This is a genomic window from Halomonas sp. A11-A (assembly GCF_003182195.1).
GTDB classification, from domain to species: domain Bacteria; phylum Pseudomonadota; class Gammaproteobacteria; order Pseudomonadales; family Halomonadaceae; genus Halomonas; species Halomonas alkalicola.
The window spans coordinates 23,312-43,768 of sequence record NZ_QGTM01000018.1; the positions used below are offsets into that span (position 1 = coordinate 23,312).

Consider the following 20,457-nt stretch of genomic DNA (forward strand, 5'->3'; position numbering starts at 1 on the left):
CCTGCTATCCCAGCAGCAGCCGCAGGATGATGGCCACGATCACCCCGATGGTCAGCCACTTGACCCACAGCGCCCCCCGGGGGCTCATGTTGACCCTCACCCCCAGCCAGGCGCCCAGCATGCTGCCCGCCGCCAGCACCAGGCCGTAGCCCCAGCGCACCTGGTCGTTGAAGACGAAGACCAGCAGCGCCGGCAGGGTGTAGAGCAGCACGATCAGCACCTTGAAGGCGTTCACCTGGCCCAGGTCGATCTTCAGCATGCGGTAGAGCACCACGATGAAGAGGATCCCCACCCCGACCTGGATGAAGCCGCCGTAGAGCCCGATGACAAACATCGCCAGATAGATCGCCGGCGTCAGGCGCTCCGCGGTAAGCGGCCGGGTATCGAGCCGGGGCTGGGGCAGCAGCATCAGCACCGCCGACCCCGCCATGACGCTGATCAGGATCGCCTCGAAGAGCCCATCGCTGACCTGCAGCGACAGCCAGGCGCCGAGCAGCGAGCCCACCACCGCCGGCGCCGCAAGACGCAGCGAGAGCCCCACATGGCGGGCACCGGCGCGGAAAAAGCTGGCCACCGCGGCGACGCTCTGCAGCACGATGGAGACCCGGTTGGTGCCGTTGGCCGCCTGGGGGGAGAGGCCCAGAAACATCAGCAGCGGCAGGGTCAGCATCGAGCCGCCCGCCGAGAGCACATTGATGAAGCCGGCCACCACGCCGATGGCGAGCAGGGCCAGCACTTCGAGCAGGGTCATCGCGTCTCCTTGTCATGACGCCCGGGCAGAAGCGCCAGCATAGCCGGCGCCGCGGCAGAACTCGAGCCGAAGGAGATATGGCATGATGGAGGGCCACGACCCCGCATGAGGAAAGGACATGGAAGAGGTCAGGCTCGATGCGCGCCTGGCGGAAGACAGCTACCCGGTGACCGAGCTGCCGCTGTGCCAGCTGCGCCTGATGGATGACGCCCGCTACCCCTGGCTGATGCTGATCCCGCGGCGGCGCGGGGCAAGCGAGGTATTCGACCTGAACGAGGCCGACCAGCAGCAGCTGTGGCGTGAGGCCAGCCGGGTCGGCCAGGCCTTCAAGGAGCTGCTGGGTGCCGACAAGCTCAACGTGGCGAGCCTTGGCAATGTGGTGCCCCAGCTCCATGTTCACCTGGTGCTGCGTCACCAGGACGACGAAGCCTGGCCCGGTCCGGTATGGGGCCAGGGAGAGCCCCGCCGCCACGATCTCGACTCCCTGGCCGCCATGCGTGACCGGGTGCTGGCCATGGTGGAGGGGCTCGACCTCGACTAGCCGCCCAGGGGGTGGCGAGGAGGCGCTCCCTCGCTGGAAGGACTTGCCGCCGGGGCGCCGCGCGACGCGGGGTCCCCCAGCAGGGGCACCCCGGACGGCTGGCTTGCGCCGGTCACGCTGAGCGACACCCCCAGCGCCAGGATGGCAATACCGCCGGCAAGCGACGCCCAGTGCAGCAGCCGTCCGGCCCGTGCCGCCCGCTCCTGGCGGGCCAGGCGGCGCTCCGCCCAACCCCTGGCATAGACGCTGGCCAGCGCCAGCGCCGAGACGGTCAGCGCCGTGCCCAGCGACATCACCATCACCGCCGCCACCCCGACCGCAAAGTGGCCGAGCAGGGTCGCCGCCCCCAGCAGCAGTACCGCCCCGCTGCAGGGCCGGATGCCGATGGCCACCACCGTGGCCAGGGCGGTACGCCAGTCGCCGGCCTGCTGTGGATCCACATGGTGGTGGCCGCCGCAGCAGTCATGGCCCTGATGATGATGATCGTGGTGATGATCGTGGCGATGCCCACCCCCCTGAGAGTGACCATGAGCAGCGCTGGCGTGGGCGTGACCCACCGGCCCCGGCCGGCGCCGCAGCTGCCGGATCGCCCGCAGGCAGAGCCAGACCCCCAGCAGCGCCACCATCACGAAGCTGGCCTGCTCCACCCACACCACGCTGCCCATGGCCTGACGGGTCAGCCAGCCCAGGCCGTGCACCAGCACCACCACCAGGGCGATGGCCACCAGCCCCTGCAGCAGCGAGGCGGCAAAGGAGAGCCCCAGCGCCCGCCGCCGGGCCCCGCCCTGGGTGACCAGGTAGGTGGCGAGCACCGCCTTGCCGTGGCCCGGCCCCGCGGCGTGGAAGACCCCGTAGCCGAAGCTGATGCCGAGCAGCCCCCACCAGGCGGCGGACGACGGGGTACCCGAGAACTCGCTGATGGCCAGGGTCAGGGAACGATGGAAATCGCGCTGCCAGGCCACCAGCTGAAGGCTCAGCCCCTGCAGGGCCTCCTGGAGCACCAGCTGCCAGGCCAGCAGGGCAAGCAGCAGGGCCCCCGCCAGCCACAGCAGTCGCCTGAGCACTACCGGCATGTCACCTCCCCCGTCTCGGCGAAGTGGCGCCCGAGCCCTGGCTCGGCCTCGTCATCCACGTCCAGCATGGCGGCACGCATGACCAGCTCCGGGTCGGGGCTGGCCTGACGGATCCGGGTCTCGCAGGCGAGCTCACCGCCCACCAGCAGGGCATCTTCCGCCGGCACGCGCTCCTCCTCCTCGTGCACCATCTCGATGTAGTAGGTGGGGTCGAACACCTGGTAGCGCAGCGTCTGGCCGGCCAGCGGCTGCGGCTCGGCCAGGGGCAGCAGGAAGATGAACTCGATCCGGCCGCCGCGCTCCAGCACGGTGTAGTCGTTGACCGCATCGAACGCCTGCTTCTGGTCGCCCAAGTAGAGCTCGGTGTAGTAGCCATAGGGCACCAGATTGTCGCGGATCTCGCTGCCGAGCTGGTCCAGGGCGGCCTCGAGACCGCCTTCGCCGCCAGTCTGGCCCAGCTCCTCCAGCACCACCAGGCTGTAGAAGGGGTCCATGCGCCATGACTGATGCAGGCCGGTGAGCCGGCCCTCGTCGTCCACCACCAGGCGCATGCGCAGGTCGATCCAGCCGTGGGGGTGGGCGTGGGCCAGGCCGCTCATGGCAAGGCACAGCAGCGTCGCAGCGGCGAGGCCAAGGGGTCGTCGCAGATGATCGAACATGGTGTCTCTCGGGTTTATTTACAGCGTTGTCTCTTCAATCGCGAATCGGGCGTGATCAGCGCCACATGCCCAGCTGCTCCTGCATCTCCACCAGCAGGCGGTCCAGGGTCTGCGGCGGCAGCGGGCGGCCGCCGCGGCTGGCCGTGAGGCTCACCCGGCTCCGCTCGCCCTCTCCCGAGACCTCCACCAGCACCCGGTAGCCGGGCCAGCGGGAGAAGACCGCCTCCAGACGGCCCAGCTCGGCGTCAGCGTGTCGCACCACATAGCCGTTGGCCATCAGCACCTGGGCGGAGGCCCGCAGGGTCGCCTCCGGGGCATAGGCGAAGTCCAGCTCCCGAGGCGGCTCCCGGGCCGGCGAGTTGGCACAGCCCGCCAGCAGCAGAGCCAGCAGCGCCACGGCAAGCCAGCGACTCATGGCCGACCTCCCGCCTCGATGGCGTCGCGCAGCCGCTGGCAGAACTCCGTCGTGCTGGCGCTGCGCGCCTCGGCCAGCTCGCCGCGCCAGTCGATCACCTGGATATCGCGGCTCACCCGCACCTCGCCATCGCCGGCCAGCAGCGAGACCCGCTCCAGCTGGGTCGCGTCCCGGGTCAGGCTGCCCACGCCGCCGAAGCCGATCATCACGCCGCTGCTCACCCCGCCGCGGCCACCGCCGATGCCGATGCCGCCGAACATGCCGCGGGAATCCCAACGGTCGTAGCGATCACCGTAGCCCGGCAGGATACGCGTGCGCTCGGCGCTCACCAGCCCCAGGGCCAGGTCGGTGTGGCGAATCAGGAAGCCGTCGGCCTCCAGGGCCTCCACGGCGGCACGCACCAGCGGCTGGACCGCCCCATCGCCGATGGTCCAGCGGCACTCCGCTGCGGGGCGAGGCTCCGCCACTGGCAGCGTGGAGGGAAGGGTCTGGCACCCGGCCAGCAGCAGCGCCGCCAGGCCGATGACCGGCGCCCTTGCCCGCACCTTCTTCCATACCTGGGGCCGCAGCATGGTCTCTCTCCCGTGAATGCACCGGCGTGCAGTGTACGCAGCCGGCCCTCGGCTGGGAACGCCACCGCTTCAGCTCGTCGCCTCCCGGCGGTAAGCTGAGGGCCACCCCCTGCCGCGAGCCTCCCATGAAGATTCTCATCTGCCCGGATAGTTTCAAGGACGCCCTGCCCGCCGCCGCCGCGGCCCGCGCCATCGCCTGCGGCATCCGCCGCCTAGGGGAGGCGATCGAACCGATCGAGTGCCCCCTGGCGGACGGTGGCGAGGGCAGCCTGGAGGCGCTGCTGGCCGCCACCGGCGCCGAGCGGCGCACCGCTACCGTGCAGGACGCCCTGGGGCGCCCCGCCCGCGCCCACTGGGGCTGGCTGGCCGAGCGCCGCACCGCCTTCGTGGAGCTGGCCGAGGCCAGCGGCATCCAGGCGCTGGCCCCGGCCGAGCGCACCGCCCTGTACAGCACCACTCACGGCGTGGGCGAGCTGATCCGCGCGGCCCTGGACGCCGGCGCCGAGCGGCTGCTGCTCACCCTGGGGGGCAGCGCCACCAACGACGGTGGCGCCGGCATGCTGGTGGCGCTGGGCGCCCGACTGCGGGATCGTGACGGTCGCGACCTGCCGCCCGGCGGTGCCGCCCTGGCCGAGCTGGCCGAGCTCGACCTCGCCGGGCTTGACCCGCGGCTGGCCGGCCTCCAGGTGGAAGCCGCGGTGGACGTCGACAACCCGCTGCTGGGGAAGCGCGGCGCCAGCGCGGTGTTCGGCCCCCAGAAGGGGGCCACGCCGGAGGACGTGACCCGGCTGGACGCCGCCCTGGCCCGCTTCGCCGACGTGACCGCCGCGGCCCTGGGCGAGGAGTACCGTGAGCTGCCCGGTGCCGGCGCCGCCGGCGGCATGGGCTTCGCCGCCCGGGCCTTCCTGGGCGCCGAGCTGCGCCCGGGCATCGAGCTGGTGATGGCCCAGGCCGGCTTCGAGGCGCTGCTGGCCGAGGCCGATCTGGTGATCACCGGCGAGGGGCAGCTGGACGGCCAGAGCCTGGCCGGCAAGACCCCGGTGGGCGTGGCCCGTGCGGCACGGGCGAAGGAGGTGCCGGTGGTGGTGCTGGCCGGGCGACTGGCACCGGGCTGGCAGGCCGCCCTCGAGGAGGGGGTCACCGCCGCCTTCGCCCTGGCCGACGGCCCCATGGGACTGGACGAGGCGCTGGAGCGCTGTGCCGAGCTGCTGGCGGACCGCGCCGAGTCCGTGGTGCGACTGCTCGCCGCATCCAGGAAGTGACCCGGGCCACTTGAATCTCGGCCGGCGCGCCGGCATGTCATGTACAGCGGCTATGGTGGCCATCACCATCATTGGCTCTCCGGCCACCGAGCCGGCGGGTTAGACTGTTCCCATCACGATCAAGGAGGCATCCGCATGAGCCACACCAACACCATCGGCCTGCACGAGAGCAGCGCCAGCCAGCTGGCCGAGAAGCTCAACGAGCTGCTGGCCAACTACCAGATCTTCTACATGAACGTGCGTGGCTACCACTGGAACGTGAAGGGGCCCCAGTTCTTCCAGCTCCACGAGAAGTTCGAGGAGCTCTACACCGACCTGCTGACCAAGGTGGACGAGGTCGCCGAACGCATCCTGACCCTGGGCCACCAGCCGGTACACGCCTACAGTGACTACGTGACCATGTCGCGCATCGCCGAGGACAAGAACGTCACCGACGGCGAGGCCTGCGTGCGCGGCACCCTGCAGGGTTTCCAGACCCTGATCGAGCTGCAGCGCGAGCTGCTCTCGCTGGCCGCCGATGCCGACGACGAAGGCACCGCCGCCCAGGTCGGCGACTATATCCGCGAGCAGGAGAAGACCGTCTGGATGCTCAACGCCTACCTCGGCTGAGCCGCCGCACCAGCCGGCGGAATCCGGCGCCACACGACACCGCCTTCGGGCGGTGTCGTCGTTTGCGGTCACCCCCGCTGCGAATATGAAGAGATTGGGCAACCCCCGCCGGGCAGGCGGCCGCCCATGAACACGGCGATATACTGCCTCCATGGACGCAGGAACGAGGGCGCCCTCGCCCCCCATGGAGGAGAGACCATGAACCGACTACTGCTGGCCACCCTGATGGCCGCCCTGGCACTCGCCATGAGCCTGCCTGCCATGGCCGACCGCCACCGTCACGGCGGCTACCAGCCCCAGGTGCACCACCACTACCACCACCATGACCGTCGCGCCGACCGCGGCCGGCACCACGCCCAGAAGCGCTACAAGGCCCCCAAGCGTGCCAAACATCGCCACCGCACCCCGAGCCGCGTCGTGGAGCACCACTACTACTCCTCGCCGCCCCGCTATCGCGAGCCCCGCCGGGACCATCGGTACTACCATCGCGGCAGCACCGACATCCCGCTGATAACCGTGGGCGGCTACCCGGCGGTGCGCATCCAGGTCAATCACTGACCCTCGCGGGCCAGGTCCTCGACCAGGGCTCGCAGCAGGTCCCAGAACTCCGCCACCGAGGCGATCTCCACCCGCTCGTCGGGGGAGTGGGCGCCGCGGATCAGCGGGCCGAAGGAGATCATCTCGAGCGCCGGATACTTGCCGCCGAGGATGCCGCACTCCAGCCCCGCATGGATCACCTTGACCGCCGGGTCGCTGCCCAGTCGCTCACGATGCAGGCGCCGGAAGCGGACCAGCAGGTCGCTGTCCGGTTGGGGCGTCCAGCCCGGGTAGGCGTTCTCTACCCGCACCCGGGCGCCAATCAGCTCGAACAGCGCCTTGAAGCGGTCGGCCAGGTCGGCGGTGGCGCTGTCGCGTAGCGAGCGCACCAGGGCGCAGAGATGGAAGCGCCCGGCCTCGAGGCTGACCACGCCCAGGTTGTTGGAGGTCTCCACCACGCCCGGCACCTCGCTGCTCATGCGCTCCACCCCGCAGGGGGCGGCGTGCAGCGCCGCCACCAGCAGGTGGCTGGCCTGGGCGGTGAGCGCCTCGCCAGCGCCAGGCTCCGCCGGCTCGAGGGCCAGCGCCAGGCCATCGTCGACCCCGGCAAGCTCCGCGCGCAGCTCCGCCTCCAGCGCCGCCACCCGTGCCAGTGCCGCCTCGCGCTGGTCGGCAGGCAGGACCAGAGTGGCGAAGGCCTCCCTCGGCAAGGCGTTGCGCAGCGTGCCGCCGTGATAGTCCACCAGGCGCACCCCGTAGCCCTCCAGAGCGCGCAGCACCCGCACCAGCAGCCGGTTGGCGTTGCCCAGCCCCTTGTGGATGTCCATGCCCGAGTGGCCGCCCCTGAGGCCGGTGAGCGAGAGGCGCATCGCCGCCTCGTCCTCGCCGATGGAGGCCGTCGGCAGCTGCGCCTCCACCACCACGTCGGCCCCGCCGGCGCAGCCGATATAGACCTCGCCGCGATCCTCGGAGTCCAGGTTGAGCAGCAGCTGCCCCTCGAGCCACCCCTCGGCCAGGTTCAGGGCCCCGCCCATGGAGGTCTCCTCCTCCAGGGTGAAGAGCGCCTCCAGCGGGCCGTGGGCGAGGGTGTCATCCTCGAGGATGGCCAGCGCCGCGGCAACCCCCAGGCCGTTGTCGGCGCCCAGGGTGGTGTCGGTGGCGCGCAGCCAGCCGTCGTCACCGATACGGGTCTGGATCGGGTCGCGGGTGAAGTCGTGGGAGGAGCCGGCATTGGCCTGGGGCACCATGTCCAGGTGGGCCTGGAGGATCACCCCCGGCGCACCCTCGCAGCCCGGCGTGGCCGGCTTGCGCAGGCGCAGGTTGCCGAAGGCGTCGCGGTCGTGGGCGAGCCCCTGTTCGTCGGCCCACGCCTCGAGGAGGGCGACCAACGCCGCCTCGTGCCCGGAGGGGCGCGGCGTGTTGCACAGGGTGCGGAAGTGGCGCCACAGCGGCTGCGGCTCGAGCCTTTCGAGATGTTCGTTCATGAGATGTCTGCTCTGCGATAACCGGCCTACCTTACTCAGCCGTTGGTGGCAGGGAAAGTGGCCTCAAGCAGCGCCCCCGCGGCCTGGCGCAGCCGGGCGGTGACCTCGCGGCGCCCGGTGACGCCGAGCAGGGCAGCCAGCCGTTCGCTGCTCGCCCCCTGGAAACCCCAGGCCACCAGCAGGCAGAGCGAGGCGTCGCCCGCCGGTACGCCCCGTGCCAGGGCGTGGCGCACCAGCGCCTGCAGTGCCGGGCGGGCCAGGGCCGGCTCGCGCTGGGCGAAGGCCACATCCTCCACGTCACGGCGGTCGGCGGCGTCCAATGCCGGCCCCTCCGCCAGCAGGGCGGCGGCGATCTCGGGGGCAAGCCCGCGCAGCTCGAAGGCCAGCAGTCCCGGCAGGGCGCGCCGGAAGCGTGCGGCGAGCCCTTCCACCAGCGCCTCGCCCCGCTCGTTCAGTGGGCGCGCCACCATTACCGCATGCTCCCCGGTGGCGGTCTCCCGGGTCAGCCCCAGGCGCAGGGTGACGAAGCCGAGCGAGCGCCAGAAGGCGAGCAGCCCAGGCTCGGCACCGAAGCTTGCGCCCAGCAGATCGACGCCGTCGCGGCGGGCCTGCTCGGCCTCCGCCTCGATCAGCCGCCGGCCCAGCCCGGCGCGTCGCTGAGGCTGGGCCACGGCGATGCGCACCACGCGACGCAGCCGGGCGGTGAGCGCCTCGCGGCTGCCGGCGTGGGCGGCCAGCGACTGGGCCATCAGGTGTCCGCGGGGGCGGCGCTCGCCGCGAGCCACTCGTTCGGCCAGCTCGGCATCGAAGCCCCCCTCGTCGCCGGTGAGCACCACGCCCATCGGGGAGCGGTCGACCATCAGCGCGCCGATGCCGACGCCGGGGCCGTCCAGCAGGCGGCGCAGGTCGGCCGGCGTGGTGCGGTAGTGGGCCTGCACCAACAGGCCGAACAGGGCCCGCAGCCGGGACTCGTCCTCGGCCAGCTCGGCGGGCAGCACCCGCTGCCAGACGACGTCGCCATCAGACGGGGCCCCCGTCGGCTCGGCGTCCAGCAGCAGCAGGCGGTTGACCAGCCCCTCCAGGGGATCATCCGCCGCCCATCGAATCGGCTCGCCCAGGTGCAGGCTCTGCCAGTTGGGTGCCTCGCGCGCCAGCCGCGGCAGGAAACGCACCGCGAAGCCACGCCCGGAGCCCTCGTAGCCGTGCACCGTGGTGGCGAAGGAGATGCGCGGGAAGGCACCCAGCCACTCGCCGAGCAGGGCGGCGGGTATCGCCGCGGCCTCGTCCACCAGCAGCCGAGCCCCGGCCCCGCCGGCCGCCCCCGCCTGGGCCAGTCGCGTCAGCTCGTCCGGTGCCACGAAGCGCACCCGCCGATCGCCCAGCCGGAAGTCGAGGCCCTGGCGCTCGCCTGCCGGGCAGAGCGTAGCGAGGCGCTCGAAGAGGCTCTCCACCGCCGCCGGCCGCGGCGCGGTGACCAGGATCTCCGCTTCGCCGGCGGCCAGCAGTCGCGCACAGGCGATGCCCAGCGCCGCGCTCTTACCACGCCCGCGATCAGCGGTGATCACCAGCGGGCGCCGCCGACGCTGGCGCACCAGGCGCGCCACCGCCTCGGCCTGGTCGTCGGTCAGGCAGTCGGGATCCGCGCTTTGGTTGCTCTGCCCGGGAGCCGAGGTTTGCGGGGCCGGCTCGGCAAGAGGCGGCAGCAGCGGCGCCTCCTCTACCCGCCAGCGGATCGCCTCGGTAGCTGCCGCCAGCAGGCGAGCCAGCCGGCCCAGGTAGCGGGCAGTAAGCCGCTCCAGCAGAAACGGGTGCTCGGCCAGGCGGGCGTAGTCGGCATCGGGGCGCGCGCCCCAGTCGGCGGGCGTCATCAGTACCAGCAGGCCCCCGGCGCGCAGGGTGCCGGCCAGGGCACCGAAGGCGTCGGGATCGAAGCCCGCCCCCGCGGACACCGCATCCACCACCAGCAAGTCCTGCTCGCCGCCTAGGCGGCTCCGGGCCCGCCCGGGCGCCAGGCAGGCATCTCCGGCCAGCCCCGGAGGGGGCTCGGCGGCCACCCACAGCGGCGCTTGCCAGGGGCCGGCCCTCCATAGCGCCAGCGCCGCCTCACGACAGGCCGGCGCCTCGCCGGTCAGCCATACCAGGCCGCGCCAGCGCCGCCGCGCCAGGTCGGCGGCCCGCTCCACTATCGCCTTGACGCTATGCTGCCTTAGCGCCTCTGGCGCCTCCCTCTGCCCCGATAGAGGCTGGCTTCCCGAGGCCTGCGGCATGGTTTTCCTCCCGATGGCAGCTACTACCTTGGTCGCAATGCTCATTGCATTCAACGCTGCCGGCTCCGAAAAGGCCAACAGGGAATTCATTTAACACTCTAATAATACTAGAAAAATCTGACACGCCGCCTCTACCAGCTACCACCCAGGCACCTCGCGCCCTGTCGCCAGCAGGCTATCGATTATGAGAGCGGCAGTGTGCTAGCTTGGCATGGCTGCCGAGTCTGCCCGTCCGGTCAACCGCGGACCGCAGGCGCCGCCGCCCCACCATCGTCACACAATAAGGGCCGGCTCCGGCACTCGATACGTCTTCTCGACCAACACCAATAACCCGCACAGGGAGCATCCCATGAAGAAGATGACCAAGTTCGCCCTCACCGGCCTGGCCGCCGGCGTAGCACTGGCCGCCCTCTCCACCACCGCCCAGGCCCAGGAACGCTGGACCATGACCAGCACCTGGCCCGACAACCTCGACCTGATCCAGATCGACCGCCACTGGGCCGAACTCGTCAACAAGCTGGCCGGCGACGAGCTGCAGATCGAGTTCCGCGCCGGTGGCACCCTGATGCCCGGCACCGAGGTCTTCGACGCCACCGAGACCGGCAGCATCGAGGCCGCCGGCGACTGGCCCGGCTACTGGGCTGGCCGCAACCCGGCCTTCTCGCCCCTGGCCACTACCACCATGCTGTTCAATGGCGTGGATTATCTCAACTGGATCCAGCAGTGGGGCGGCTGGGACCTCTATCAAGAGATCTACGGCCAGTACAACATGGTCTATCTGCCCTACGGCATCACCAACAACGAATCCGGTTTCATGGGCCGCACGCCCATCGAGAGCCTGGCCGATCTCGAAGGCAAGCGCCTGCGCCTCTCGGGCCGAGACCAGGGCCGTGTACTCGAGCAACTGGGCGGCTCCCAGGTCAACCTGGCTGGCGGTGAAATCTACCAGGCCATCGAGCGCGGTGTAGTTGACGCCGGTGAGTTCTCAACCCCGGGCGTGGATTACAAGGCCGGCTTCGCCGAAGTGGTCGAGCACTGGTCGGTACCCGGCTGGCACCAATCCGCTAGCGTGTTTGGCGTGATGATTAACAAAGACGCCTGGGACGCCCTCTCCGAAGAGACCCAGGAGAAACTGAAAATTGCCGCCGACGCCACCATGGCCTGGTCGCTGGCCTGGTCCGAGCGCGGCTCTACCGAAGGCACCGAGAACTTCATCGAGGCAGGCGTGCAGATCAACCCGCTCTCCGATGAAGAACTTGCCCGCATCCAGGACATCACTAACGAGGTGATCGTGCGCGGTGCCTGTGAGCACCCGGACCACGCCAAGGTTTACCACTCCATGATCAGCTACCTGGAGCACTACGCCACCTGGCGTGACATCTCCGTCCCGTTCAACATGAGCCGCACCATGGATAACCTGCCGTCTCTGGAAGAGATCGAAGCCTGCCTGTAAGGCGTGCCGAAGCCGCCCCGGCCCTGCCCGGGGCGGCCTGCGTTCCGACGTCGGAGACTGTTCCCATGAATGCGATTGCCAAGGCGATCGATACGCTCAACGAGGCGCTCGGGCGACTCATCGCGCCGCTGATCGCCGTGATCACGCTGATCGTCCTCTATGACATCGGCCTGCGCTACTTTGCCGGACGCCCCAGCGACTGGGCCTTCGACATCACCAAGATGCTGTTCGGTGCCCATTTCATGCTGATGGCCGCCTACGGCCTGCGCCATCACGCCCACGTCGAGGTCGACGTGCTCAAGCGCCTGCTCTCGCGCCGGAAGCAGGCCATCGTCGAACTGCTCGGCTACCTGATCTTCTTCGTGCCCTTCATCTACATGATGCTGAGCCTGGGCTGGAGCTTCTTCATGCGCTCCTACAGCCGCGGCGAGACCACCTACGGGGTGGTGTCGATCCCGGTCTACCCGATCAAGGGCGTCATCGTGGTGGCCGCCGTGCTGATCCTGCTCCAGGCCATCGCCATCGTCATTCGCGCCATCCAGCAGCTGCGCGAGGAGAAAGCCGCATGAACCTGAGTCCCGAACTGCTCACCCTGGTGATGTTCGGCGGGCTGCTGATCGGCCTGTTCATGGGCCATCCGCTGGCCTTCGTGCTGGGCGGCGTGGCGGTCATCGGCGCCTACCTGGGCCCCGGCGAGCGCGTGCTTGGCACCATCATCAACAACATCTACGGCAACGCCATGGACAACTACGTCCTGGTGGCCATTCCCCTGTTCGTGCTGATGGCGCGCTTCCTCAACGATTCCGGCGTCACCGAGAAGATGTTCGAGGCGATGCGCCTGCTGATGGCCAACCTGCGCGGCGGCCTGGCGCTCACCGTGGTGGTCGTCTCGGTGCTGCTGGCCGCCACCACCGGCATCGTCGGCGCTTCCATCGCGGTGATGGGCATGATCGCCCTCGCCCCGATGCTCAAGTACGGCTACAACAAGGAGCTCAGCACCGGGGTGATCATGGCCAGCGGCTGCCTGGGCATCCTGATCCCGCCGAGCATCATGCTGATCCTGATGGCCAGCTACTCGCCGGTCTCGGTGGGCGCGCTGTTCGCCGGCGCCCTGGTGCCGGGCGTGATGCTGGGCGCGATGTATGCCCTCTACGTGCTGGTGATCTGCTTCGTCAAGCCGAGCTACGGCCCGCCGGTGCCCGCCGCGGAGCGCGCCGAGGTCTCCACCGGCCAGCTGCTGGTCATGCTGGCCAAGTACGTGCTGCCGCCCATGTCGCTGATCCTCGGCGTGCTGGGCGCGCTGTTCACCGGCGTGGCCACCGCCACCGAGGCCTCGGCCATCGGCGTGGGCATCGCCTTCCTGCTGTTCCTGATCTTCGGTGATCGCAAGCTCTCGACCTGCTTCAAGACCCTGATTGATGCCGGCAAGACCACCACCATGGTGATGCTGGTACTGGTCGGCGCCACCGCCTTCACCGGGGTCTTCTCCCGCGGTGGCGGCATGACGGTGATCAACGACCTGGTCATGGCCATGCCTGGCGGCACCGTGGGCGCGCTGATCTTCATGTTCTTCCTGGTGTTTGTGCTGGGCATGTTCCTCGACTGGACCGGCATCGTGCTGCTGAGCTTCCCGATCATGCTGCCGATCGTCGCCGACATGGGCATCGACGTGCTGTGGTTCGTGGTGATGGTGGCGGTGGTGCTGCAGACCTCCTTCCTCACCCCGCCGTTCGGCTATGCGCTCTTCTACATGAAGGGGGTGGCGCCCAAGGGGGTGGAGATCATCGATCTCTACAAGGCGGTGCTGCCCTTCGTGGCGCTGATCCTGCTGGCCTGCGTGCTGATGGCCTTCTTCCCGGTGCTGATCACCGGCCTGCCCGCGATGCTGCTGGGCTGAGCCCCGCCCTCCCCGCCACACAGCGCCCGCCATACCCTGCATGGCGGGCGCTTCGGTTTTCAAGACTCGTGCTGCCTACAGCCGTCCATCACGAGGGCAGGAATTGACGCACATCATGAGAAGCCTTTTGCGTATCATTATCATTTGCAGCAGACAATAATTTTGCTATCGTGCCAATAGACCGAGACTGGCCGAGGATCATCAGCCGCCGCAGAGCGGATTTATCCTGACCGTCAACCCAAGGATCATCCAGATATGCAGAAGTCGCTGTTCGCCTCCGCCACCCTCGTGGCCACCCTGCTTGCCACTCCCCTGGCCTCCGCCGCCAGCCTGACGCTCTACTCCGGTCGCGGCGAGTCCATGGTCGAGCCGATCATCAGTCAGTTCGAGAAGAACACCGGCATCAGCGTCAACGTCCGCTACGGCGACACCGCTCAGTTGGCGGTGCTGGTCCAGGAGGAGGGCAGCCGCTCTCCGGCAGACCTCTACTGGGGCCAGGACGCCGGCGCCATGGGCGAGCTTAGTAAGGCCGGCCTGCTGGCCGAACTGCCCGCCGACATCTACGAAGGTCTGCCGACCATCTACACCAGCAAGAGCGGCAACTGGGTCGCCGCCAGCGGTCGCGCCCGCGTGGTCGCCTACTCCCCGGAGCGCACCAGCGAGGATGAGCTGCCCGAGAGCGTCTTCGACCTCGTCGACGAGCGCTACGAAGGCCGCGTCGGCTGGGCGCCCACCAATGGCTCCTTCCAGTCCTTCGTCACCGCCATGCGCGTGGAGCACGGCGACGAGCGCACCCTGGCCTGGCTCGAGGGGATGAAGGCAAACGGCGCCGTCACCTTCAGCAACAACACCACCCAGGTGCAGGGCATCGCCGACGGCGAGATCGACTTTGGCCTGGTGAACAGCTACTACCTGCCGCGCTTCCTGGCCTCCGACGCCGACTTCCCGGTAAAGCAGACCTTCTTCGCCGACGGCGACATCGGCAATCTGGTGAACGTGGCCGGCATCGCGGTGCTCGAGAGCAGCAGCAACCAGGAGGCCGCCGTGGAGTTCGTGCGCTTCCTGCTCTCTCCGGCCGCCCAGCAGTACTTTACCGGCAACGTCTACGAGTACCCGGTCACCCGCGACGTGATCCAGAACCCGGTGCTCGAGGACTTCGAGCGCCTGCTGGAGGTCTCCCCTCAGATCGACCTTGACGACCTGAGCGATCTCGAGGGTACCCTCCGGCTGCTGCGTGACGCCGGGCTGCTGTAACCCGGCCAGCGACCTGCCGCCCCGTGGCGGCAGGTCTTCACCGACGAGGTACGATGAATCCGACACGCTACACCGCCACGCCGCACCGTACCCGGGGCCTGCCCCGGCTGCTGCCTCGCGGCGTTCCGCTGCATATCCTGCTACCCTCGCTGATCGCGGCGGGGATGATGCTGGTGCCCCTGGCCTACCTGGGGCTGCGCGCGTTCGAAGCCGATAGCGCCACCCTCGTCGACCTGGTATTCCGCCCCCGCAACCTGCAACTGCTGATCAACACCCTGTCCCTGGCCGCCGGCGTAGTGGCGTTGACCACCCTGATGGCCTTCCCATTGGCCTGGCTGGTCACCCGCACCGATATCCGCTTCAAAAAGACCCTGACGATTCTCGGCGTGATTCCCCTGGCAGTGCCTGGCTACGTGATGGCCTATGCGCTGATCGGGCTCGGCGGCAACTACGGAGTGTTGGCCCAGCTCACCGGGCTCCAGCTGCCGCGCCTGCAGGGCTACTGGGGCGCCACCCTGGCGCTGTCGCTCTATACCTTTCCCTACCTGTTCCTGAACCTGCGCGCCGCCCTGGCGGGTCTCGATGGCAACCTCGAGGAGAGCGCACGCAGCCTGGGCTACACCCAAGGCGAGATCTTTCGTCGGGTGACCCTGCCCCACCTGATGCCGGCGCTGATGGCCGGCTGGCTGGTGATCACCCTCTATGTGCTGGGCGACTTCGGCGCCGTGGCGCTGATGCGCTACGAGGCCTTCAGCTACGCCATCTACACCCAGTACTCCGGCGCCTTCGACCGCGTCTATGCTGCCTGGCTGGCGCTGATGCTGCTGGCGTTGGCCGCCTGCTTCGTGATGCTCGACAGCCTGGTGGTGAAGCGCAAGCTGGCGCGCATCGGCACCGGGGTGGCCCGCCCGATGACGCCCCAGCGGCTCGGCCGGGCGCGCTTCCTGGCCTGGCCCTATCTGGTGGCGCTGTTCACCGCCTCCATCGGCCTGCCGGTGATGATCCTGGCCTATTGGCTGCTGCTGGCGCCGCCAGATCTCTCCTTCTTCGCCCGCGTGCCGGGCACCCTGCTGCGCTCCGCCGGCGCGGCCCTGCCGGCCGCCCTCCTGGCCGCGGCCTTCGCCCTGCCCATCGCCTTTCTGACAGTGCGCTACCGCTCACCCTTCGCGACCCTGATCGAGCGCTCGGCCTATATCGGCTACGCCATTCCGCCGCTGGCGCTGGCGCTGGCCATGGTGTTCTTCTCGCTGCGCACCGCGCCCTTCCTCTACCAGACCCTGGCGATGCTGATCATCACCTGGGCGATGGCATCGCTGGCGCTGGCCCTGGGCCCAATCCGCAGCGCCCTGCTGCAGACACGGCCGAGCATGGAAGAGGCTGCCCAATCCCTGGGCCACGGCCCCATCAGCACCTTCATCCACGTGATCTTCCCGCGCCTGCGCCGCGGCATCCTGGCCGGCGTGGCGCTGGTCTTCGTGCTGTGCATGAAGGAGCTGCCGATCACCTTCCTGCTGGCCCCCACCGGCTACACGACCCTGGCGGTCACCGTCTTCACTCGCACCTCGGAAGGCATGCTGGCCGAAGCGGCTCCCTTCGCCGCCGCCATCGTGGTGTTCTCCAGCCTGTCCGTGGGCCTGCTGCTCACCAAGGAGGGCAAATGATGTCCAACCTCGACCTCAAGGCCGCTCCGCAGGGCGTGCCGACCCGGCTGCCCGAGCCGCTGCTCTCGGTAGGCGGGCTGCACAAGCGCTATCGCCGCCAGGACCCGCTGGCGGTGGAGGACGTGAGCTTCTCCCTGGACAACGGCGAGATCCTCGCCCTGCTCGGCCCCAGCGGCTGCGGCAAGACCACCACGCTGCGTATGATCGCCGGCTTCGAGCACCCCGATGCCGGTGAGATCCTGCTGCGCGGCGAGGACGTCACCCGCCTGCCGCCCCAGCAGCGCCGCATCGGCATCGTCTTCCAGGACTACGCCCTCTTCCCGCACATGAGCCTGGGCGAAAACGTCGCCTTCGCCATGCGCCATGTGCCTAAGGCCAAGCGGGCCGCCAAGTCCCGGGAGTGGCTCGACCTGGTGGGACTGGCGGATCTCGCCGCGCGCATGCCCGACCAACTCTCCGGCGGCCAGCAGCAGCGCGTGGCCCTGGCCCGCACGCTCGCCGCCGAGCCCGAGCTGGTGCTGCTCGACGAGCCCTTCTCCAACCTGGACGCCGCCCTGCGCGAATCGACCCGCAAGGAGGTGCGCCGGCTGTTCAAGGCCGCCGGCACCTCGGTGATCCTGGTCACCCACGACCAGGCCGAGGCGCTCTCCTTCGCCGATCAGGTGGGGGTAATGCACTATGGCCAGCTGATCCAGAAGGACCGCCCGGAGCGGATCTATCAGGCGCCGGCCACCGCCTTCGTGGCGGAGTTCCTCGGCCATACCAACCTGCTGGAGGGCGAGGCCGACGGCGAGATCGCCCGCACCACCCTCGGCCCGGTGGCCATCGACAGCCACCGGCGCGGCCCGGTGCGCCTCTCGCTGCGCCCGGAGCACCTGGCCCTCTCCGCCGCCCCGGACGGCCAGGGCGCCACCATCGTCGAGCGGGAGTTCCGCGGCCACGACTGCTTCTATCTGCTGGAGCAGCACGGCCAGCACTTCTGCGCCATCACCCCCAGCCATACCCTGTGGAAGGTGGGCGAGCAGGTCAGCCTGGAGCCCCAGCGCACCGCCACCGTGCTCAGGGACTGAGTGCCGGCCTCGAGGCTACTGGTGGGAGCTGGGCTTTGCCCGGCGAATGGAGGCCGAAGGACTCCTGGCGGAAGACACTAGCACTGGCAACACCACCGGGGCGCCTGCGGCGCCATTCGTCGAAGCGTCGAACCGCCCGCAAAGCGTGGCTCCCACCAGAGTAGAAAAGCGCCGCAGGACTGCCCCTAGTGGGCTTCGTCCCAGTTGGCACCTGACTGTGCCTCGACGATCAGCGGCACGCTGAGCTCGGCGGCGGCCTGCATGCGCCCCTTCACCTGCTCGATGAAGGCCTCCACCTGCCCTTCCGCCACCTCGAACACCAGCTCGTCGTGGACCTGCATCACCATCCAGGCATCCATCTCTCCCGCCTGCAGCCAGGCATCGACGTTGATCATCGCCCGCTTGATGATGTCCGCCGCGGTGCCCTGCATGGGTGCGTTGATCGCCGTGCGCTCGGCCCCCTGGCGGCGAGCGCGGTTCTGGGAGTGGATCTCCGGCAGGTAGAGGCGCCGGCCGAACACCGTCTCGACGAAGCCATCCTCCGCCGCCTGGGCGCGGATCCGCTCCATGTAGCGGGCCACGCCGGGGTAGCGGTCGAAGTAGCGCTCGATCCAGGTCTGGGCCTGGTTGCGCTCGATATGCAGCTGGCGGCCCAGGCCCCAGGCGCTCATGCCGTAGATCAGGCCGAAGTTGATCGCCTTAGCACTGCGCCGCTGGTCGTCCGAGACCTTCTCCAGGGGCACGCCGAACACCTCCGCCGCGGTGGCGGCATGGATGTCGCGCCCCTCGGCGAAGGCGTCGAGCAGCCCCCTGTCCTCGGAGAGGTGCGCCATGATGCGCAGCTCGATCTGGGAGTAGTCGGCGGCGACGATGCGGTAGCCGGGCCGGGCGATAAAGGCCTGGCGGATCTTGCGTCCCTCCTCGGTGCGAATCGGGATGTTCTGCAGATTGGGGTCGCTGGAGGAGAGCCGGCCAGTGGCGGTGACCGCCTGGTGGTAGCTGGTGTGCAGCCTGCCGGTTCCCTTGTTGACCAGCCGCGGCAGCTTGTCGGTGTAGGTGGACTTGAGCTTGGCCAGTCCCCGGTGCTCCATGATCACCTTGGGCAGCGGGTAGTCCAGCGCCAGCTCCTCCAGCACCGCTTCCGCGGTGGAGGGCGCCCCCTTGGGGGTCTTCTTGATCACCGGAATCTTCTGCTCCTCGAAGAGGATCTGGCCGAGCTGCTTGGGCGAGCCCAGGTTGAACTCGCGCCCGGCCAGTTCGTAGGCTCGGGCCTCCAGCTCGCGGATGCGCCCCTCGAGCTCGCGGCTCTGAGCATCGAGGCGCTGCGGGTCCAGCGCCACGCCGGTGCGCTCCATACGCGACAGCACCGGCACCAGCGGCAGCTCGATCTCTTCCAGCACCTCCGCCAGGCGCCCGGTGGCCGCAAGGCGCGGGCGCAGCTCGCCGTGCAGGCGCAGGGTGATGTCGACGTCCTCGCAAACGTAGGGGGCCGCCTGCTCCAGGGCGATCTGATTGAAGGTGAGCTGTTTGGCCCCCTTGCCGGCGATCTCCTCGAAGGAGACGGTCTTCTCGCCGAGGTACTTCAGCGCCAGGGAGTCCATGTCATGGCGGGTCGCGGTGGAGTCGAGCACGTAGGACTCCAGCATGGTGTCCTCCAGGGGCCCCGCCACCTTGATGCCGTGGCTCGCCAGCACCGAGATGTCGTACTTGAGGTTCTGGCCAATCTTGGTCTTGCCGGCATCCTCCAGCAGCGGCCTGAGGGCAGCGAGCACGGCGTCGCGGTCGAGCTGCGCGGGAGCGTCCAGGTAGTCGTGGGCGAGCGGGATATAGGCCGCCTCCCCGGGCACAAGCGAGAGCCCCACGCCGACGATCTGCGCCTCCATGTAGTTGAGGCTGGTGGTCTCCAGGTCGAAGCAGAAGGCCTCGGCCTCCTGCAGACGCGAGAGCCAGGCGTCGAAGTCGGCCTGCTCCAGGATCACCTGGTCCTCCCGGGCAGCGCTGCCGGGGGCAGCGTCGGCGTCGGCAGGGGTCGGCGTGCCGCCGCCGGCATCATCGACGCCGCTGTCGCTGCCCTCCAGCAGCTCGGCGAGCCACGCCTTGAACTCGTACTCACGGTAGAGCTCGAGAAGCGCCTCGCGATCCGGGCGGGCGATATCGAGATCGTCGAGGCCGACAGGCAGCTCGCAGTCGGTCTTGATGGTGGCCAATTGGTACGAGAGGAAGGCCTGGTCGCGGTGCTCCTCGAGCTTCTTCGGCAACGTCTTGGCGCCGCGGAACGTGAGCGTCCTGACCTTCTCGAGATCGGCATAGATGGTCTCGAGGCCAGCGCCCATGCCCTGCAGCAGGCCCAGCGCGGTCTTCTCGCCCACGCCGGGCACGCCGGGAATGTTGTCGACCTTGTCGCCCATCAGCGCCAGGAAGTCGATGATCAGCTCGGGGGGCAGGCCGAACTTCGCCTTCACCCCTTCCACATCCAGGGTCTCGTCCTTCATGGTGTTGACCAGGGTGATATGGGCATTGACCAACTGGGCCATGTCCTTGTCGCCGGTGGAGATCACCGCGTCGCGGCCGGCCTCGGTGGCCTGGCGGGCCAGGGTGCCGATGACATCGTCGGCCTCCACGCCCTCGATGCACAAAAGCGGCAGCCCCAGCGCCTTGACGCACCGATGCAGCGGCGCCACCTGGGAGCGCAGGTCGTCGGGCATCGGCGGGCGATGGGACTTGTACTCGGCGAACAGCTCGTCCCGGAAGGTCTTGCCCGGCGCGTCGAAGACCACCGCCATGGGGCTGTCCGGATAGTCCTTGATCAGCCGCTTGAGCATGTTGAGTACGCCCTTGATGGCGCCGGTGGGCTGGCCCCTGGAGGTGGTCAGCGGCGGCAGGGCGTGGAAGGCGCGGTAGAGATAGGAGGAACCGTCGACGAGTACGATGGGGGTATCGGCCATGGAGGCA

The 20,457-nt window shown here is 69.3% G+C and carries 18 protein-coding genes; 10 read left to right on the plus strand and 8 right to left on the minus strand.

The genetic code is table 11. The features are described 5' to 3' along the window. Window positions 1-4: 4 nt before the first annotated feature. Window positions 5-751 carry a sulfite exporter TauE/SafE family protein gene (locus DER72_RS11520; protein ID WP_110070134.1) on the minus strand — a complete coding sequence of 249 codons (747 nt, stop codon included), beginning with the start codon at window positions 749-751 and terminating at the stop codon, window positions 5-7. Window positions 752-869: 118 nt separating this feature from the next. Here DER72_RS11520 and DER72_RS11525 point away from each other — a divergent pair, with 118 nt between their 5' ends. Further along, window positions 870-1,292 carry an HIT domain-containing protein gene (locus tag DER72_RS11525; protein WP_110070135.1) on the plus strand — a complete coding sequence of 141 codons (423 nt, stop codon included), beginning with the start codon at window positions 870-872 and terminating at the stop codon, window positions 1,290-1,292. Here DER72_RS11525 and DER72_RS11530 read toward each other — a convergent pair. Genes DER72_RS11530 through DER72_RS11545 form a run of 4 tightly spaced genes read right to left on the minus strand, consistent with a single transcriptional unit; the run spans window position 1,289 to window position 4,011 of the window. Beyond that, the gene (locus DER72_RS11530; RefSeq protein WP_110070136.1) at window positions 1,289-2,365 is read right to left on the minus strand and encodes a nickel/cobalt transporter; all 1,077 of its coding nucleotides are present in this window, start codon (window positions 2,363-2,365) and stop codon (window positions 1,289-1,291) included. The genes DER72_RS11525 and DER72_RS11530 overlap by 4 nt on opposite strands. After that, a complete protein-coding gene (locus DER72_RS11535) occupies window positions 2,356-3,024 on the minus strand; it encodes a DUF1007 family protein (protein ID WP_110070137.1) in 669 nt (222 codons plus the stop codon). Before DER72_RS11535 ends, DER72_RS11530 begins: the two co-directional genes overlap by 10 nt. 55 nt (window positions 3,025-3,079) lie before the next feature. Next, window positions 3,080-3,439, minus strand: coding sequence for a hypothetical protein (locus DER72_RS11540; RefSeq protein WP_110070138.1), 360 nt, complete (start codon window positions 3,437-3,439; stop codon window positions 3,080-3,082). Further along, complete coding sequence (locus DER72_RS11545; RefSeq protein ID WP_258306283.1) at window positions 3,436-4,011, minus strand: hypothetical protein; 576 nt, start codon at window positions 4,009-4,011, stop codon at window positions 3,436-3,438. Before DER72_RS11545 ends, DER72_RS11540 begins: the two co-directional genes overlap by 4 nt. Before the next feature lie 125 nt (window positions 4,012-4,136). On the opposite strand from DER72_RS11545, the gene DER72_RS11550 reads away from it, so the two are divergent. The 3 genes from DER72_RS11550 to DER72_RS11560 all read left to right on the plus strand — a co-directional run bounded on the left by DER72_RS11550 (window position 4,137) and on the right by DER72_RS11560 (window position 6,440). Continuing rightward, the gene (locus tag DER72_RS11550; protein WP_110070139.1) at window positions 4,137-5,273 is read left to right on the plus strand and encodes a glycerate kinase; all 1,137 of its coding nucleotides are present in this window, start codon (window positions 4,137-4,139) and stop codon (window positions 5,271-5,273) included. A 135-nt stretch (window positions 5,274-5,408) separates the two neighbouring features. Continuing rightward, complete coding sequence (locus tag DER72_RS11555) at window positions 5,409-5,882, plus strand: Dps family protein (RefSeq protein WP_110070140.1); 474 nt, start codon at window positions 5,409-5,411, stop codon at window positions 5,880-5,882. Window positions 5,883-6,080: 198 nt separating this feature from the next. Next, window positions 6,081-6,440: a hypothetical protein gene (locus DER72_RS11560; RefSeq protein ID WP_110070141.1), complete on the plus strand. Its 360-nt coding sequence runs from the start codon at window positions 6,081-6,083 to the stop codon at window positions 6,438-6,440. On the opposite strand, the gene DER72_RS11565 is transcribed toward DER72_RS11560, so the two are convergent. Next, window positions 6,434-7,903, minus strand: coding sequence for an aminoacyl-histidine dipeptidase (locus tag DER72_RS11565; RefSeq protein WP_110070142.1), 1,470 nt, complete (start codon window positions 7,901-7,903; stop codon window positions 6,434-6,436). The genes DER72_RS11560 and DER72_RS11565 overlap by 7 nt on opposite strands. 35 nt (window positions 7,904-7,938) lie before the next feature. Next, the gene (locus tag DER72_RS11570) at window positions 7,939-10,170 is read right to left on the minus strand and encodes a tRNA(Met) cytidine acetyltransferase TmcA (RefSeq protein WP_110070143.1); all 2,232 of its coding nucleotides are present in this window, start codon (window positions 10,168-10,170) and stop codon (window positions 7,939-7,941) included. 349 nt (window positions 10,171-10,519) lie between these two features. Between DER72_RS11570 and dctP the strand changes: the two genes are divergently transcribed. From dctP to DER72_RS11600, 6 genes are all read left to right on the plus strand, one after another. Then, a complete protein-coding gene (gene dctP / locus DER72_RS11575) occupies window positions 10,520-11,623 on the plus strand; it encodes a TRAP transporter substrate-binding protein DctP (RefSeq protein ID WP_110070144.1) in 1,104 nt (367 codons plus the stop codon). A 65-nt stretch (window positions 11,624-11,688) separates the two neighbouring features. After that, window positions 11,689-12,192 carry a TRAP transporter small permease subunit gene (locus tag DER72_RS11580; RefSeq protein WP_110070145.1) on the plus strand — a complete coding sequence of 168 codons (504 nt, stop codon included), beginning with the start codon at window positions 11,689-11,691 and terminating at the stop codon, window positions 12,190-12,192. Further along, window positions 12,189-13,520 carry a TRAP transporter large permease subunit gene (locus tag DER72_RS11585; protein WP_110070146.1) on the plus strand — a complete coding sequence of 444 codons (1,332 nt, stop codon included), beginning with the start codon at window positions 12,189-12,191 and terminating at the stop codon, window positions 13,518-13,520. The genes DER72_RS11580 and DER72_RS11585 overlap by 4 nt, the downstream gene beginning before the upstream one ends. A 255-nt stretch (window positions 13,521-13,775) precedes the next feature. Further along, window positions 13,776-14,774 carry an iron ABC transporter substrate-binding protein gene (locus tag DER72_RS11590; protein WP_110070147.1) on the plus strand — a complete coding sequence of 333 codons (999 nt, stop codon included), beginning with the start codon at window positions 13,776-13,778 and terminating at the stop codon, window positions 14,772-14,774. Window positions 14,775-14,827: 53 nt separating this feature from the next. After that, on the plus strand, window positions 14,828-16,435 hold the full coding sequence (locus DER72_RS11595; protein WP_219983272.1) for an iron ABC transporter permease: 1,608 nt from the start codon (window positions 14,828-14,830) through the stop codon (window positions 16,433-16,435). Further along, window positions 16,435-17,505, plus strand: a complete 1,071-nt coding sequence (locus DER72_RS11600) for an ABC transporter ATP-binding protein (RefSeq protein ID WP_110070148.1) — start codon at window positions 16,435-16,437, stop codon at window positions 17,503-17,505. Before DER72_RS11595 ends, DER72_RS11600 begins: the two co-directional genes overlap by 1 nt. A 185-nt stretch (window positions 17,506-17,690) precedes the next feature. Here DER72_RS11600 and polA read toward each other — a convergent pair whose 3' ends face one another. Next, window positions 17,691-20,450: a DNA polymerase I gene (gene polA / locus DER72_RS11605; RefSeq protein ID WP_110070149.1), complete on the minus strand. Its 2,760-nt coding sequence runs from the start codon at window positions 20,448-20,450 to the stop codon at window positions 17,691-17,693. Between the last annotated feature and the right edge of the window lie 7 nt (window positions 20,451-20,457).

Excerpts from the sequence above, each read along its gene's own strand:
- DER72_RS11600 (WP_110070148.1), top strand. The coding sequence starts at position 16,435 with ATGTCCAACCTCGACCTCAAGGCCGCTCCGCAGGGCGTGCCGACCCGG.
- DER72_RS11590 (WP_110070147.1), top strand. The coding sequence starts at position 13,776 with ATGCAGAAGTCGCTGTTCGCCTCCGCCACCCTCGTGGCCACCCTGCTT.
- DER72_RS11545 (WP_258306283.1), bottom strand. The coding sequence starts at position 4,011 with ATGCTGCGGCCCCAGGTATGGAAGAAGGTGCGGGCAAGGGCGCCGGTC.
- DER72_RS11550 (WP_110070139.1), top strand. The coding sequence starts at position 4,137 with ATGAAGATTCTCATCTGCCCGGATAGTTTCAAGGACGCCCTGCCCGCC.
- DER72_RS11585 (WP_110070146.1), top strand. The coding sequence starts at position 12,189 with ATGAACCTGAGTCCCGAACTGCTCACCCTGGTGATGTTCGGCGGGCTG.
- DER72_RS11520 (WP_110070134.1), bottom strand. The coding sequence starts at position 751 with ATGACCCTGCTCGAAGTGCTGGCCCTGCTCGCCATCGGCGTGGTGGCC.
- polA (WP_110070149.1), bottom strand. The coding sequence starts at position 20,450 with ATGGCCGATACCCCCATCGTACTCGTCGACGGTTCCTCCTATCTCTAC.
- DER72_RS11540 (WP_110070138.1), bottom strand. The coding sequence starts at position 3,439 with ATGAGTCGCTGGCTTGCCGTGGCGCTGCTGGCTCTGCTGCTGGCGGGC.
- DER72_RS11580 (WP_110070145.1), top strand. The coding sequence starts at position 11,689 with ATGAATGCGATTGCCAAGGCGATCGATACGCTCAACGAGGCGCTCGGG.
- DER72_RS11530 (WP_110070136.1), bottom strand. The coding sequence starts at position 2,365 with ATGCCGGTAGTGCTCAGGCGACTGCTGTGGCTGGCGGGGGCCCTGCTG.
- DER72_RS11535 (WP_110070137.1), bottom strand. The coding sequence starts at position 3,024 with ATGTTCGATCATCTGCGACGACCCCTTGGCCTCGCCGCTGCGACGCTG.
- DER72_RS11570 (WP_110070143.1), bottom strand. The coding sequence starts at position 10,170 with ATGCCGCAGGCCTCGGGAAGCCAGCCTCTATCGGGGCAGAGGGAGGCG.
- DER72_RS11565 (WP_110070142.1), bottom strand. The coding sequence starts at position 7,903 with ATGAACGAACATCTCGAAAGGCTCGAGCCGCAGCCGCTGTGGCGCCAC.
- DER72_RS11595 (WP_219983272.1), top strand. The coding sequence starts at position 14,828 with ATGAATCCGACACGCTACACCGCCACGCCGCACCGTACCCGGGGCCTG.
- DER72_RS11525 (WP_110070135.1), top strand. The coding sequence starts at position 870 with ATGGAAGAGGTCAGGCTCGATGCGCGCCTGGCGGAAGACAGCTACCCG.
- dctP (WP_110070144.1), top strand. The coding sequence starts at position 10,520 with ATGAAGAAGATGACCAAGTTCGCCCTCACCGGCCTGGCCGCCGGCGTA.
- DER72_RS11555 (WP_110070140.1), top strand. The coding sequence starts at position 5,409 with ATGAGCCACACCAACACCATCGGCCTGCACGAGAGCAGCGCCAGCCAG.
- DER72_RS11560 (WP_110070141.1), top strand. The coding sequence starts at position 6,081 with ATGAACCGACTACTGCTGGCCACCCTGATGGCCGCCCTGGCACTCGCC.